At 71.1% G+C, this 14,449-nt stretch carries 11 protein-coding genes; 5 read left to right on the forward strand and 6 right to left on the reverse strand.

All coding sequences use genetic code 11. From position 1 onward, the window contains the following. Positions 1-20 precede the first annotated feature (20 nt). Positions 21-2,144, forward strand: a complete 2,124-nt coding sequence (locus IPJ78_08245; protein MBK7906541.1) for a M28 family peptidase — start codon at positions 21-23, stop codon at positions 2,142-2,144. A gap of 64 nt (positions 2,145-2,208) precedes the next feature. Here IPJ78_08245 and IPJ78_08250 read toward each other — a convergent pair whose 3' ends face one another. Beyond that, a complete protein-coding gene (locus tag IPJ78_08250) occupies positions 2,209-4,341 on the reverse strand; it encodes a cation:proton antiporter (GenBank protein ID MBK7906542.1) in 2,133 nt (710 codons plus the stop codon). 118 nt (positions 4,342-4,459) lie between these two features. Between IPJ78_08250 and gltS the strand changes: the two genes are divergently transcribed. Further along, positions 4,460-5,659, forward strand: coding sequence for a sodium/glutamate symporter (gene gltS, locus IPJ78_08255; protein MBK7906543.1), 1,200 nt, complete (start codon positions 4,460-4,462; stop codon positions 5,657-5,659). Here gltS and IPJ78_08260 read toward each other — a convergent pair. After that, positions 5,635-6,891: a hypothetical protein gene (locus tag IPJ78_08260; protein MBK7906544.1), complete on the reverse strand. Its 1,257-nt coding sequence runs from the start codon at positions 6,889-6,891 to the stop codon at positions 5,635-5,637. The genes gltS and IPJ78_08260 overlap by 25 nt on opposite strands. Before the next feature lie 39 nt (positions 6,892-6,930). Here IPJ78_08260 and IPJ78_08265 point away from each other — a divergent pair, with 39 nt between their 5' ends. Then, positions 6,931-7,275, forward strand: coding sequence for a TIGR04076 family protein (locus IPJ78_08265; GenBank protein ID MBK7906545.1), 345 nt, complete (start codon positions 6,931-6,933; stop codon positions 7,273-7,275). A gap of 17 nt (positions 7,276-7,292) precedes the next feature. Then, positions 7,293-8,339, forward strand: a complete 1,047-nt coding sequence (locus tag IPJ78_08270) for an aldo/keto reductase (protein MBK7906546.1) — start codon at positions 7,293-7,295, stop codon at positions 8,337-8,339. Here IPJ78_08270 and IPJ78_08275 read toward each other — a convergent pair. Together IPJ78_08275 and IPJ78_08280 are read right to left on the reverse strand one after the other, a co-directional pair. Beyond that, positions 8,317-9,714 (reverse strand): aminopeptidase P family protein, encoded by a 1,398-nt coding sequence (locus IPJ78_08275; protein ID MBK7906547.1) that lies wholly within the window; start codon positions 9,712-9,714, stop codon positions 8,317-8,319. The two genes, IPJ78_08270 and IPJ78_08275, sit on opposite strands and share 23 nt — an antisense overlap. A 68-nt stretch (positions 9,715-9,782) precedes the next feature. Further along, complete coding sequence (locus IPJ78_08280) at positions 9,783-10,232, reverse strand: DUF2147 domain-containing protein (protein MBK7906548.1); 450 nt, start codon at positions 10,230-10,232, stop codon at positions 9,783-9,785. A gap of 250 nt (positions 10,233-10,482) precedes the next feature. Between IPJ78_08280 and IPJ78_08285 the strand changes: the two genes are divergently transcribed. Continuing rightward, positions 10,483-11,949, forward strand: coding sequence for a hypothetical protein (locus IPJ78_08285; protein MBK7906549.1), 1,467 nt, complete (start codon positions 10,483-10,485; stop codon positions 11,947-11,949). Positions 11,950-11,995: 46 nt separating this feature from the next. On the opposite strand, the gene IPJ78_08290 is transcribed toward IPJ78_08285, so the two are convergent. Beyond that, entirely contained in the window at positions 11,996-13,930 is a 1,935-nt protein-coding gene (locus IPJ78_08290; protein ID MBK7906550.1) for a hypothetical protein, read from the reverse strand. A gap of 90 nt (positions 13,931-14,020) precedes the next feature. Next, the gene (locus tag IPJ78_08295; protein ID MBK7906551.1) at positions 14,021-14,446 is read right to left on the reverse strand and encodes a DUF1801 domain-containing protein; all 426 of its coding nucleotides are present in this window, start codon (positions 14,444-14,446) and stop codon (positions 14,021-14,023) included. Positions 14,447-14,449: the final 3 nt, after the last annotated feature.

Raw genomic sequence — 14,449 nt, forward strand, 5'->3', positions numbered from 1 at the left:
ATTCACTCGCCGAGGACCCGATGTCCCGCACGTGCACACCCGTTCCGCGTCTCGCCGCACTGCTGCTCGCGGCCGCCCCGCTGTCCGCGCTGGTCGCGCAGGAGCGCGAGGACCGCACCCTGCTCACGCAGACCCAGATGACCTCGATCATCAACGAGGTCTCCGGTGACCGCGCGATGAACCACCTCCTCGAGCTCGTGCCGTACCAGCGCGTGCGGCCACCCGCCGAGTACGACGGCCACTTCCGCGAGAGCATCCACCTCGCCGAGATGGCGAAGTCATACGGCTACGCCAACGTCACGATCGAGACGTACCAGACGGGCGGGACCGCCTGGCAGCCGACGCAGGGCGAGCTCTGGATGACGACGCCCAAGTCGGTGAAGCTGTTCGACATCCATGACATCCCGCTGGCGTTGCCGGCGCTCAACGCGAACGGCGACCTGTCGGGCGACCTGATCGACGTCGGACCGGGGCGCGCCGCCGACTTCGAAGGGAAGGACGTGCGGGGCAAGTTCGTCCTCACCAGCGGCGCGACGGGCACGGTCTACGCCGCCGCCATCCAGCGCGGCGCGCTCGGCGTGCTCGGGATCAGCGCCATCTCCCCGCAGCGCGCGGTCGACTTCCCATCTCAGATCGTGAACAGCACCGTCAATGCGCAGCCGGGGACCGTCGCCTGGTCGGTCACGCCGGAAGTGCGTTCCAATCTCGCCGCCCTGCTCCTGCGCGAGCGGATCACCATCCGTTCGATCGTGAAGAGCACGCAGGTCCCGATGCACTCGGAGTACGTCCACGCCGAGATCCCCGGCGACGGCAGCACCACGCAGGAAGTCGCGATCAGCGGCCACCTGTACGAGGGCGTGATCAAGCAGGGCGCCAACGACGACAACTCCGGCGTCGCGCTCACCCTCGAGATCGGGCGGGCCTACATCAAGCTCATCAACGAGGGGAAGCTCCCGCGCCCCAAGCGCACCATCAACTTCCAATGGGTCCCCGAGATCGCCGGCACGAATGCCTACTTCGCCGCCCACCCGGAGAAGGAGAAGACGATCATCGGGACGCTCAACTTCGACATGGAGGGCATCCGCGTGGCGATGAGCCGCAGCTACTGGATCCTCCAGCGCACGCCCGACACCTTCCCGTCCTACCTCAACGACATCGCGCAGTCGATGATGGAGTACATCGCCGACGTCTCGCGCGAGCGGGTCCGGTTCCGCCGCTCGCTCAACGGCTACGCGCCGTCGCAGGCGGTGGAGGCCACGCACGGATCGAGCGACGCCTTCTACATCAAGATCGACAAGCACTACGGCTCGTCCGACCACGTGACGTACATGCAGCACGGGATCCCGGCGGTCATGTTCATCACCTGGCCGGACATGTGGTACCACTCGTCGGAGGACACGCCGGACAAGCAGGATCCGACGCAGTACAAGCGGGCCGCCGCCGTCGGCCTCGGCTCGCTCGCCGTGCTCGCCGACGGCACCGACGGCATGGCCGCGCGCGTGCTGCAAGAGAACCTCGGGCGCGGGCTCTCGCGCATGGGCGAGTCGCACACGAAGGGGCTCGGTTACATGGCCGACGCGACCGACGCCGCGACGCTCACCACGGCCTACGCCGAGGCGCGCAACGCGATCCTGCACCAGGCGCGCATCGAGACCGCGGTCGTGAACTCCGCGAGCGTGCTCTGGACGAACGTCGAGGAAGGGCGGAAGCGGACGGCTTCGTTCGGGCCGCTCATCCAGCAGCGGGCGACCGCGCTGCTCGCGGAGACGCGGGCCGCGTACCAGTTGCAGGCCGCCCAGCGCAGTGTCGCCGCCGCCGAGCCGGTGATGTCAGCGGAGGACCGTGCGGTGGCGGACCTGATGGTGGAGCTGGTGGCGGGCGCCAGCGCGGCTGCCCCGGGGCCGCGGGGCGCACAGCCGGCCGGCGCCGCGGCCGGCCCCGCGCTCCCCGACGAGTTCAGCGCCGAGTTCGGTTTGCTGCTCCGCAAGGGCGGCATGACCGTGGGCGAGATCCGCGATTTCCTCTCCGGCGAGTTCACTCCGCTCCCGCTCAAGGATGTCCTGGCGGTGCTGCGGGTCCGCGAGGCGCAGGGCGGGGTGAAGCTCGTGCCGAAGCCCGCGCCGGCGCGGGGACGCCGCCCGTAGCGGCGAACGCGAGCCGGAATGCGAAGCGCCCCGCGGTCCGCCGCAGGGCGCTTCGTCGTTCGCGTCATTCGCTGACCGCCGTCATCGCGCGCGACCCTCGCTGCGCGATCGGGATCGGTGGCGCGGTGCCGTGCTCGATCATCTCGCGCGCCTGTTCGATCGCCTCGGGGGCCCCGGCGATCGCGACGAGGTCCCCGGCATCGAGGCGCTCCGTCGCCGTCGGCACGAAGGACCGGCGTTTCCCCTCGGCATCCTTGGTGATCGCCATGACGGTCGCACCAGTGAGGCCGCGCAGGTCGACCTCGCCGAGCGTGCGGCCGTCGCACCGGCTCCCGGGCGCGACGGTCATCAGTACCGGCTCACCCAAGCCGGGGAGCATGACGACCATCCGTTCCATCGTCCGAGTGAGATCGTGGCTCTCGGTGTTGCGGTCGAGCTCCTGCACGAGTGCCGTCGCGATGACCTCGGCGCCGGCGCGCGCGTGGCCCTCGAGGTCGCGCGTGGCCTGCCAGACGGCGCCGACGAGCAACACGAGGAATCCGCCGACGATCGCCGGCGCGGAGTAGCGCGGCAGCAGCGGCTGCAGGAGAAGCAGCGGGACCACGAGCGCGAGGCTCGTCAGGCCGATATGGAACGTCGCCGTCAGCGCCCGGCGTGGCGCGCGCGCGGTGTCGAGGCGCTTCCCCGGCAACGGCAGCGCCTGGAGCGCGAGCTCTCCGGCGAGGTGTCGCGCCGTGAGGAAGACGGCGGCCACGACCGGCAGGGCGAGCGCGATCGCGCCGAGCCGCACGAGCAGTTCGCCGCGCTCCGGTTCGACGTCGATCCACCCGTGCAGCAGTGTCGCGAACCGACCGCGTTCCGCGATCGCGCCGATGATGATGACGGCGAGGAGCGCCGAATCGAGCGCCAGCCGCCTGGTGAGTCGCCGCCGACGAGGCAGCTCGTGCGGGGTGGAGGCGCGGAGGCGCGCGATCCAGCTGCCGTAGAGCGCGGCGAAGGTCTGCAGGCGATGCGGTAGCTTGCGGTCGACGAGCGCGGCGATCCCGCCGGCGCGCTTCACCAGCGTGGGCGTCGCGAGCGTGGTGATCGCGGAGACGGCGACGGCGATGGTGAAGATCTCGTTGCGCGCCCCGGCCGCCACGCCGAGCGTGGCGATGAGGAACGAGAACTCGCCGATCTGCGCGAGCGAGAGCCCGGCCTGCACCGATGTCCGGAGGCCGGCGCCGCTGAGGAAGGCCCCCATCGACGCCGCGAGGGTCTTGCCGCCCATCACCAGCACCGTGAAGGCGATGATCGTGCCGAGGTGCGCACGAACGACGCCGGGGTCGAGCAGCATCCCCACGGAGACGAAGAAGATCGCGACGAAGACGTCGCGCACCGGATGCACGAGATGCTCGACCTGATCGGACTGCCCCGACTCGGCGACGAGCGAGCCGGCCACGAAGGCCCCGAGCGCCACCGAGTAGCCGAACGAGAGCGCGAGCAGGGCCGCACCGAAGCAGACGCCCACCGCGGCGACGAGAGTCGTCTCATCGCGGCCGAGACCGATCACCGCGCGCATGAAGCGCGGGACCACGAGCAGCCCCACCGCGAGGAGCCCTGTGAGGAAGGTGCCGAGCTGCACAAGCGTGATCCCGATCGTCGTCACGCCGAGCCCGCCGCCGGTCGCGAGCGCGCCCAGCGTGGCGAGCAGCACGATGGCGATCAGGTCCTCGATGATCAGGACGCCGAAGACGAGCTCGGCCACGCGACCGCCCACCTTCAGTTCGGCGAACGTCCGCGCGATGATCGTCGTGGACGAGATCGCGACCATGGCGCCGGCGACGAGTCGTTCGAACGGCGTCCAGCCGAGGAGGTCGGCGAGGAGCGCGCCGAGACCGAACATGAGACCGGTCTCGAGGAGGGCGGCGATCCCGGCGGTGCCGGCGACCTGTCCGACACGACGGAGCCGGAACTCGAGGCCGATCGAGAACATCAGGAGGATCACGCCCAGCTCGGAGAGCGACTGGACGATCGCCTCGTTCGCGACGAACGGGATGCTCGTGTAGGGGCCGACGATCATCCCCGCGGCGAGATAGCCGAAGACGACGGGGAGCCGGAGTCGCTGGAAGAGCACGCTCGTGCCCGCCGCGACCATCAGGACGACGGCGAGGGTACGGAGGAACTCGTGGGCGTCGAGCGCGGGGACCGCCGGCATGCTGGCAATCTAGGGTGACATCCGGGGCATCGCGCCCCGGTCGCGCGAACGTGCCGGCGCACCCATCTTATGCGCACCCCCGACCGGACCTCCCGTGCCCACGACACTCAAGTTCGACATGATCCAGACGGTGGCGCTCGCCGCCGTCGTGCTGTTCTTCGGCTACGGCGTGCGCAAGCGCGTCGGGTTCCTCGACCGGTTCAACATCCCGGCGCCGGTGGTCGGCGGATTCATCTTCGCGGCCCTCGCGCTGGCGCTGCGCCAGAGCGGGCTCCTCGCCCTCGAGTTCGACGCGACGCTTCAGTCGCCCTTCATGGTCGCGTTCTTCACCACGATCGGCCTCGGGGCGAGCCTCGACCTCCTCAAGAAGGGCGGGCCGCAGGTCGTGCTCTTCTGGATCCTCGCGAGCCTGCTCGCCGTCGTGCAGAGCGGGGTGGGCATCGCCCTCGCGGAGCTGATGGGTGTGCATCCGTTCATCGGCCTCCTCTCGGGCTCGATCACCATGACCGGGGGCCACGGCACGGGCGCCGCGTTCGGCAAGGTGATGGAGGAGCAGTACGCCCTCTCCGGGGCCGTGACGGTCGCGATGGCCGCCGCGACCTTCGGCCTCGTGAGCGGCGGACTCTTGGGCGGCCCCGTGGGGACGCGGCTCATCCAGCGATTCGGGCTCAAGTCCGGCGGCGGGAAGGCCTCGCCCGCCAGCGCCGACGCGGCGCTCGACGCCGAGATCGACACGGAGACGGCGGGCGAGGCGCCGACCGCCTACCTGCTCCTGCAGATGATGGCGGTGATCCTCGTCTGCATGGCGCTGGGGACCCTGCTCTCGAAGTGGCTCGGGCAATTCGTGACGCTGCCCGGCTACATCGGTGCGATGCTCGTGGCGGCGATCGTGCGCAACCTGGCCGAAGGCACGAAGCTCCTTCACATCTCCGCCCGCACGGTCGATGACCTCGGCACCATCGCGCTCTCGCTCTTCCTCACGATGGCCCTGATGTCGCTCAAGCTGTGGGAGCTGCTCGATCTCGCGGGCCCGATGCTCGTCATCCTGCTCGTGCAGGTCACGATGATGGGGCTCTTCGCGTACTTCGTGACCTTCCGCCTCATGGGACGCGACTACGATGCCGCGGTCATGGCCGGCGGCCATTGCGGCTTCGGACTCGGGGCGACGCCCAACGCCGTGGCCAACATGAACTCGCTCACTGAGCGATTCGGGGCCGCGCCCAGGGCATACCTCGTGCTGCCGATGGTCGGCGCGTTCTTCATCGACTTCAGCAACGCGATCATCATCACGACCTACATGAACCTCGTCGCGCCCTGAGGCGAACCGGCCTTCAGCGCGCGCTGAGGTCGCGGCGCCCGAACCCGCTGACGACGGCGAATGCCAGCATCGCGACGAGCGCCCACGCGTAGGTGTTGTGCATGCCGAGGGGGGGGGGGGGTCGTCAGCAGCACGGCCCCCGACACGGTACCGACGATCCACAGCTCCGCGCCACGCGCGCTGCCGGCACGCCCCTCGGCGGTGCGCACGAGGCGGTCCAGCAGATCGGTCGCCTGGATGGTGCCGACCAGCGCCATAAGCAGCAGCGTGAAGACGCTGACGCCGACCGCGCGCGAGAACCCGTCGATGATCAGACCGGTCGCCCCGAACGACCCCGGCTCCACGCGCATGAGCGCGCTCGGCGCGAGCAATCCTGCCGCGACGGCGAGGACGATCGTCGCGGCGATGCCGTACAGCAATGCCTCCAGCAGGTGTCGCTTCGCGAGCAGCAGGGCGATCACCAGCATCGGGATGACGAGGAGCACGAGCGGCCCGGGACCGCCCGCGACCTCGGCCGCCACGCGCGAGGCGGCCTCTCCCGCACCCGCGCCGCTCGTCGCGCCCGCGCCGAGCAGGTACGAGGCGAGGAGCGCCGCGAGCCCGGCCGGCACCGCGTAGCGCAGCCGCGCTCGCACCGTGCCGCCGATGTCGGCCCCCTGCGTGCCGCTCGACGCGATCGTCGTGTCGGAGACGGGGGACATCGAATCCCCCCAGGTCGCGCCGGCGAGGATCGCGCCGGCGAGCGCCGCCGGCGCCGCGCCAGCCGCGCCACCCGCGGGATAGAGGAGCGGCCCGGCGACGAGGATCGTGCCGAAACTCGTGCCCGTGGACGTCGACACGAGTGCGCACGCGATGAAGGCGGCAGCCACGTATGCGCCGCCCGCGAGGTCGAGGGCGCGCGCTGTCCACGCCAGCGCGCCGACGAATCCCGACGCGCCGAGCAGCGCGCCCAGCACGCCCGCGAAGAGCCAGGCGCACAGCATGATCATCACGATCCGCTGGCTCATCCCGTCCAGCATCGCCTCGGCGTACCGTGCGCGGTCCTTCGCGAGCAACAGGCCGACGATGAGCGCGGCGAGCAGCACCGGCCAGAACCCCTTCTCGTCCGGCGCGCCGCGGAGCGCGAGGGTGGTGACCCCGCCGAGGAAGACGGCGAAGGGCACGAGCGCGCCCGCGAGTCCGAGGTGGAACGTCAGCGGGGCGGAGGACGCGGAAGCCGTGGGCGTCGACATGGTGGACGAAGATACGCGGACGCGAGTATGCTTCGCGACATGAGCACCCCCGCCGACGATGCCTTCACGTTGTACGATCTCCGCGTCGAGGTCGTGGCGACCGAGCGGTCGATGGTCTGCAATCACCGCGCGGGCGACTGGTTCGAGCTCGTCGGCGAGAACCTCCGCTTCCCGCCGGGGCAGTCGTTCCCGCTCTATCCGCTCGCGGCGATCCTCCCGCTGCTCCCCGCCAAGCAGCGCATGACGCACGCGAACGACTGGATGACGACCGACGCCGAGGTCGCCTGCCCGGACCCGCTGTGCGGCGGCCGCTTCCAGATCACGCGCACCGGCACGAGCACCTGGCGGCACGGCGAGGTCACGCGCGTCCCCCTCACGCCGTGAGCGGTTCCCGTGTCGGGGTGCCACGGAGCGCACTCGCCGACGGGACGCTCGTCCCGCGGCTCATCAAGGGCGGGTGGCAGCTCGCCGGCGGACACGGCGCGGTGGACGAGGCCCGCGCCATCGCCGACATGCACGCGTTCGCCGAGGCGGGGATCACCGCCTTCGATTGCGCCGACATCTATACGGGGGTCGAGGCGCTGATCGGCCGGTTCCTCCGCGAGTGGCGTGCGCGGCACGGCGCCGGCGCGGCAGTGCGCGTGCACACCAAGTGCGTCCCCGACCTCGACCTCCTGCCGCGGCTGACGCGCGCCGACCTCGAGCGCACGATCGACCGCTCGTTGCGCCGCCTCGGCGTCGAGCGGCTGGACCTCGTGCAGTTCCATTGGTGGGACTATGCGCTCGGCGACATGGCAGAGGCGGCCCTCCATCTTGACGCCATGCGTCGCGAAGGGAAGATCGCGCAGCTCGGCGTCACCAACTGCGATGTCGCGCACCTCACCGCGATCCTCGACGCAGGGGTGCCGGTCGTCGCCCATCAGGTGCAATGCTCGCTCCTCGACCGCAGGGCCCTCGGCGCCATGCGCGCGCTCTGCGAGTCGCGCGGCGTCCGCCTGCTCGCCTACGGGGTGCTCGCCGGCGGATTCCTGCACGAGCGCTGGCTCGGCCGGCCGGCGCCCGCGGAACCGCTCGAGAACCGGTCGCTCGTGAAGTACCGGCTCATCATCGAGGAGTGGGGCGGGTGGGAGCCGCTGCAGGCGCTCCTGCGCGCGCTGCATGGCGTCGCCGCGCGGCACCAGACCACGATCGGCGCGGTGGCGGTGCGCTGGGTGCTCGAGCAGCCGCAGGTCGCGAGCGCGATCGTGGGGGCGCGGCACGCGGGCCATCTCCCGGCGACGCTCGCCGCGCTCCACGTCCGGCTCGACGAGGCCGACCGGTCGGCGATCGAGGGGGCGCTCCCCGCGGGCGGCGGCCCGGCGGGCGACGTCTACGCCCTCGAGCGGGAACGCGGTGGGCGGCACGCGGTGATCATGCGCTACGGTCTCAACGCCGCCGCGACGGAATGAGATAGAATGCTTCCTGCCGCGGGAGGAAGAAGCGGTAGCCGTTCGGCGTGAGGTGGGCGCAGTCCTCCATCATCACGAAGACCTTCTTGCCGCCCCACTCGGGGACCACCGTCCCCGTGTTGAGCTCGATGGAGAGGTAGGAGCCATCGCGGAGGCGTTGGCCCTGCGCGAGCGTGTCGGTCCGGAGTGCCGCGCGGAAATCGACCGACGCGCCCAGCCCGTGGCCCTGCGCGCCGAGCGGGTGCGAGTAGACCATCGCCTCGATCCCCTTCTCGCGCATCTCGGCCATGGTCAACGTGAACACCTCGCCGCCCGTGCGACCGGGGCGCGCGGCGCGCAACATGAGGGCGTCCTGCAGGGCATTGGTGTTCGCGAGGGCGCGCTTGAGGCCGGCGGGAGCGTCCGTCTCCCCGGGCTTCAGCACGTAGGCCATCTTCTGCCAGTCGGTGTCGAACCCCATGTAGGTGATGCCGAAGTCGATGTGCACGAGGTCGCCGGCGACGATCGTCGTGCTCTCGGGTGCGACGGCGACGAAGCCGCGCGAGGTCGCGATGTCGCCCGTGGCGCGCTGGATCCGGAGGTCGGGTTGGAACCAGGTGCGGACGCCGGCGGCCCAGAGCATGTCGTACAGTGCCCGGCGCACGTCCCCCACGGTCGTGGTGCCCGGGGTGATGACCTCGGGCGAGAGGGCGCGCCGCACGATCTCCTCGGTCACGGCGACGCCAGCGCGGTAGTGCTCCAGCTCCTCGGGCAAGCGCGTGTCGAGGTATTCGGTGGTGAGTCGCTGGGCGCTCGTGAAGCGTGCGGCGGCGTCAGGGCCCATCGCCTCGGCGAGGAACAGGTAGGCGTCATGTCCGAGTGCGCGCGTCTGTCCGCGGCCTCCGCCGATGCTGAGCGCGATCGTGCGCGGCTGGTATCGCTCCCAGAGCCGACGCAGGGTCGGCCCGGCCGGCAACGGTTCGGTCGTCGCGGCCTCGAAGAACCGCGCGAGGTTCTCCTCGGTGTAGCCGGTGATCGCGAACTTCTTGAGGCCCTCCGCGCCGGCGTCGACGAAGACGAAGATGTCCCGGTTGCCGGTGTACGGGCGCGGCGGGGCGACCAGCGGCACGACCGGGTCGTCGTGGAACTCCTCGTTGACCACGATCCACATCGTGACCTCGTGCGCCCGCATCATCGGAAGGAGCCGTTCGTGCTTGGTGCGCAGCCACTGCTCCCGCACGGCGATCTGCTCGCTCCAGGTGAGGAGCTTCGCGGCGGAGGCGATGACCGGACGTCGGCCTGGCGTGACCGGTTGCGCCGTGAGCGCAGGCGCCCCGAGATGGAGTGCGGTCGCGAGGGCGAGGGCGGCGATGGGGAGCGACGGGGCAGCGCGCATGAGCGGGTCGGATGAGGAGAGGGGCGCGAGGGACGCGGTGTCGTGCCGGGGCGTGCCGCCGCCGGTGTCTACGGCGCGCGCACCCACCGCTGGGTACGGCCGAGCAGGGCGACCCCGATGAAGCCACGCAGGGCGAGCGACTTGCCATCGGGCGCGACGCGGGCGGTCGCGCGGTAGGTCTTTCCGGTGTCGGGGTCGAGCACCTCCCCGCCGCTCCACGCCTCCCCGTCCCAGCGGAGGCCCGAGAGGATGACCATCCCTTGCAGCGGCTGATCCTTCCGTGCGCCACTGCAGAGCGTGCAGCGCTTGCCGGGCGGCTCTCCCGGGATCAGCGAACCCGCGATGGTCCCGACGAGTTCACCCCCCGTGACCCGGATGCTGATGATGCCGCGTGGCTTGCCGTCGACGTCCGAGATGGTGTGCCAGGTCCCGACGGGAGACGGCTGTGCGGCGAGCAACGCGGGAGCGATGGCCAGCGCGACGGCGAGCAGGAGTCCAGTTGCGCGAAGCATGCTCATGAATCTAGGGCTTGGACGGTCTCTCTGCGTTCCGCCGCGCCCCGACGGAAGCGCGGTGGAATGTTGGGCTGGCGGCCCGTCGTGCGAAGTCGCACGAATGCAGGGATCCCTGTCCGGGTGGTCTCTGGTGCTCTCTGGTGCTCTGGTGCTCTCTGCCGCGCATCCACGGCACGCACGCGGAGGTCGAGGAGCTGCCGCGCGGCTACCTTTCGCGCGTGCGGAACTCCACCCGCTCCCCCAATCGCCCACCATGACCCGCGCGCTCCGACGAGTCGTCGTCTTCGCCGCCGCCGTGCTGCTCCTTCTCCTGCCGCTCGCGATCCCACCGGCGGATGCCGTGCTGCCGGCCGGCCCGCCGCTGGCGCGTGCGTTCGTCTGGGGGCGCGATTCCGCCTTCCGGGCGCTCGAGGCGCGATTCGCCGATGCGCGCGTGCGGGGGTGCGCCGACTCGGTGGGATCACAGCGCGCGCTCGACGCGATGGAGCGCCGCATCGCGGGGATCGCAGCGCTTCCGCTCGCCCCGGACGCGCCCGCATTCGATTCGCTCGAAGCGGAGTGGTTCGGCCTCGCGCCCGAGGCCGCTGCCTGTGCGCCGGTGGCCTCGCGCTACGTGTCGGCCCAGGCGCGCCTGCGGGAGGCGGTGAAGCGGCAGTCGATGGGCTGGGACGTGAACGCGACGCCCGCGCGCGATAGGCTCTACCGGGCGCTGTACGGGGGCCGAGCGGCGGTGGAGGAGGTCATGCTGCAGCAGGGCCCGGCGGTCCCCACGTTGCTCGCCGGCCGCGATGAACCCTCGGCGACGCCGTCGGCGGTCTCCAACGGCGTGCGCCTGCACTCGGGCGACATCCTCGTCTCGCGCGGCGGGTACCCGACGAGCGCGCTCATCGCGCGCGGCAACGACTATCCGGGCAACTTCTCGCACATCGCGCTGGTGCACATCGACTCGGCGACGCGCGCCATCACGGTGGTCGAGGCGCATATCGAGCTCGGCGTCGCGATCACGACGGCGGACGGGTATCTCGCCGACAAGAAGCTGCGGCTCATGGTCCTGCGGCCCCGCGCCGACCTGCCGGCGATGGTCGCCGACCCGCTGCTGCCGCACAAGGCCGCGACGGCGATGCTCGCGCGCGCGCGCGCCGGGCACATCCCGTACGACTTCGCGATGGACTACACCGATGCGTCACGGCTCTTCTGTTCGGAGGTCGCGTCGCAGGCGTACCGCGCCGAGGGACTGCCGCTGTGGATGGGACTCTCGACCATCTCGCGTCCCGGGCTGCGGCACTGGCTCGGCTCGTTCGGCGTGCGGCACTTCGCCACACAGGAGCCGTCCGATCTGGAGTACGACCCGCAGGTGACGGTGGTCGCGGAGTGGCGCGACGCGGCCACGCTATTCGAGGACCACATCGACAACGCGGTCACCGATGCGATGCTGGAGGGGGCGGAGCGCGGCGACCGCTTGACGTACCCGTGGTACCAGCTGCCGGTGGCGCGACTGCTCAAGGGATGGAGCTGGCTGGTGCAGCGCACGGGGCGTCCGGGGACGATCCCGGAGGGGATGTCCCCGGCGGCCGCGCTGCGCAACCGCGGGTACGGGGCACGGCACGATGCGTTCGCGGCGGAGGTGCGGACCGCGGCCGAGGCGTGGCGTGCCGAGCGCGGGTACGCGCCGCCGTACTGGGTGCTGCTCGACCTCGCGCGGGCCGCCGTCGCCGACTGATCCCCCGACGGGCCGCGGGGGCCGAGGATGCGGTCGGGCCAGCGCCTCAGGGCTTGGGAAGGTCGATCGACGGGTTCCGCGTGAAGAAGCCGACCGGCCGGATCTCGAAGCTGTGCCGCGCGACGGGCATGAGCGGCCAGTCCTCCGGTCGCGGCACGTGGTGGAAGCCCATCGTCACCCAGGCGACCACGTCGGTGTTCGCGATGGCGCGGTCGGCGGCGGTCCACTTCGCGAGGCCATCGGGCGCCACGCTCGCGGTGGGATAGTCGCCGCCGGCATAGAGCTCGCGCCGCGCATACGGCGTCACCCAGAGCATGTGCTCGGTGAAAGCGCCGCGCTGTTGCATGTAGTCGTCCGGCGAGAGCAGGGACATCGCGCTGTGGCTCTCGATCTGGTAGCCGACGTTGCCGCTGTACGGTCCCTTCACCGCGGGGTTCACGAACCGCCAGAACTCCGGCGCCGCCATCGTCGACATGCGCATGCCGTCGCGTTCGGTCCGGGCCTCGCTCGACTCGACTGCCCAGATGCTCCGCCTCGGGTTCTCGGCTGGCAGGCGCTGCGTCCGGACGCGATCGACGACGAGCGAGTTGGCCGGGCCATCGACGTCGAGGTCGATGCGGAAGGAGAAGAAGTGGCTGTGGTTGATGCCGACGCGCCCCGGGGCGATGAGGCGGCCGTACTGCTCGTCCGCCGCGGTGCCGGCGAACCCCTTGGTCGCGTCCATGCCGGTGGCCGCCGCGTCGACGCGCACGGTGCCGTCCTGCTGGAACACCCAGTCGAACAGGTAGTCGTAGTTCCCCGCGGTCATGAACATGCGCAGCACGAGGTCGCGCTTCGGCCGCGCCTCGACCACCGTGCCGCCCTCACGTCCGTGGCGCCAGGCGACGTCCCCGGCGCCGCGTTCGAACAGGCAGGCCGTGCGGGCGCGGAGGCGCGGGCGTCCGCTCGCGGTCACGATCCACGAATCAAAGTAGGTCGCGAACTCCGGGCACTCGACGCCGCGCTCGAGCGAGCTCGCGATGCCCCCGAACTTCGCGGGGTAGGTGCCGAGGTCGAAGAAGCCCTGGTAGTTCCACGGGTCGTTCGGATCCATGTACGGAACGAAGAGCTCGGAGAGCGAGCCCTGATACATGACCGAGCGATCGCGGCCGCCGTCAGCATAGCGGACATTGGAGACCACCAGGCCGCGGCGCATGTCCGTCCGGAACTGGAACTTCCAGTTCTGCCAGCTCACCTCCTTGCCGGCGAGCTGATACGTCGGTCCGCCGGGCTGGACCATCATCACCGGATTCGGCGAGGCGCGCGTCGGACCGATCGCCTCCGGATCATAGTCGCCCACCGGGCCGGTGCGCGGCCGCACCCCGGTGTCGACGACGCGGAGGACCTTCTCCGCGCCGACGTCGATCACGACCACGAGTCCCTCGAACACCTCGCCGTAAGCGATGCGGCGCTGTTCATCCGTCTCGCACAGGGCGTGGACGACGCGCTTGCCCCGCTCTTCCGGCAGGTCGAAGTAGCCGTGGTTCGCCGGGTAGCATCCCACTTGGGTGAAATCGGTGATGCCGCGCTTGCGGATCGCGTCGCGCACGCGCGGATCGGCCATCGCGACGCGGTCGACGATGCCGCCCTCGGCGCCGTTGGTCATGTACTGCCGGCCCGGCACCTCCGTCCACGAGAGGACGCGCTTGCCAGTGAGGTCCACGATGGCCTCGTAGCCGCGGCCACTCTGGTAGACGTGCACGAGTGCTTCGCGTCGGAATGGCTGTCCCGGTCGCCACGCGAGGACCTCCGCCTTCTCGGGTTCGTGGAGGCCGAGGTAAAGGTAGAGCGTCGTGCTGTCGGTGCGACCGGCGGTCCGCAGGGCGTCGTAGGCCGCCCAGTGCTCACTGCCCGAGAGCCCGTCCAGCGGATGCGTGGGGGCCTGCGCGCGGAGCGGCAGGGCGATGAGCAGCAGGGCGATCGAGAACAGGGCGCGACGCATCGGGGGTCCGGGGCGATGGGAAGCGACGCCGGCCGGCGTCGGACCGGGAAGGTACGGATTCATCAGCGGTCCCACCACCGCGTCAGCCGGTCACCCGACCTTCGCGCGGGCGCGGAGTTGCGCGATGCGGGCGCGCACGAGCTTCTGCACGAGTGCCGCTGACGGCGGAGCCGTCAACGGGAAGCGGACGGTCCCCTTGGAGAAGCCGCATCCCTCGAGTGCCTTCGCGTTGGCCCGCACGATCGACTCGCCGATGGGATAGAGCGAGATGTGCGCCTTCCAGCCCGCGTAGAAGACGAGTGCCTTGCCGTCGAGCCGCAGGCCGGGGATGCCATAGCTGAAGTGCTCCACCGCGGCAGGGGCAGCGGCGCGGACCGCGGCGCGCAGCTTGCGTACCTCCTTGGCGACCGGCGCGGGCAACGCCGCGATGTAGGCGCGGATCCTCGTCGCCATCGTGGTCGCGTCATGGTCAGCGACCGCGCGTCGGCGCGTGCGCGAGGTGGCGCGGGGTGTCATGGC

The sequence above is a fragment of the Gemmatimonadota bacterium genome (genome assembly GCA_016714015.1).
Classification (GTDB): Bacteria; Gemmatimonadota; Gemmatimonadetes; order Gemmatimonadales; family Gemmatimonadaceae; genus Pseudogemmatithrix.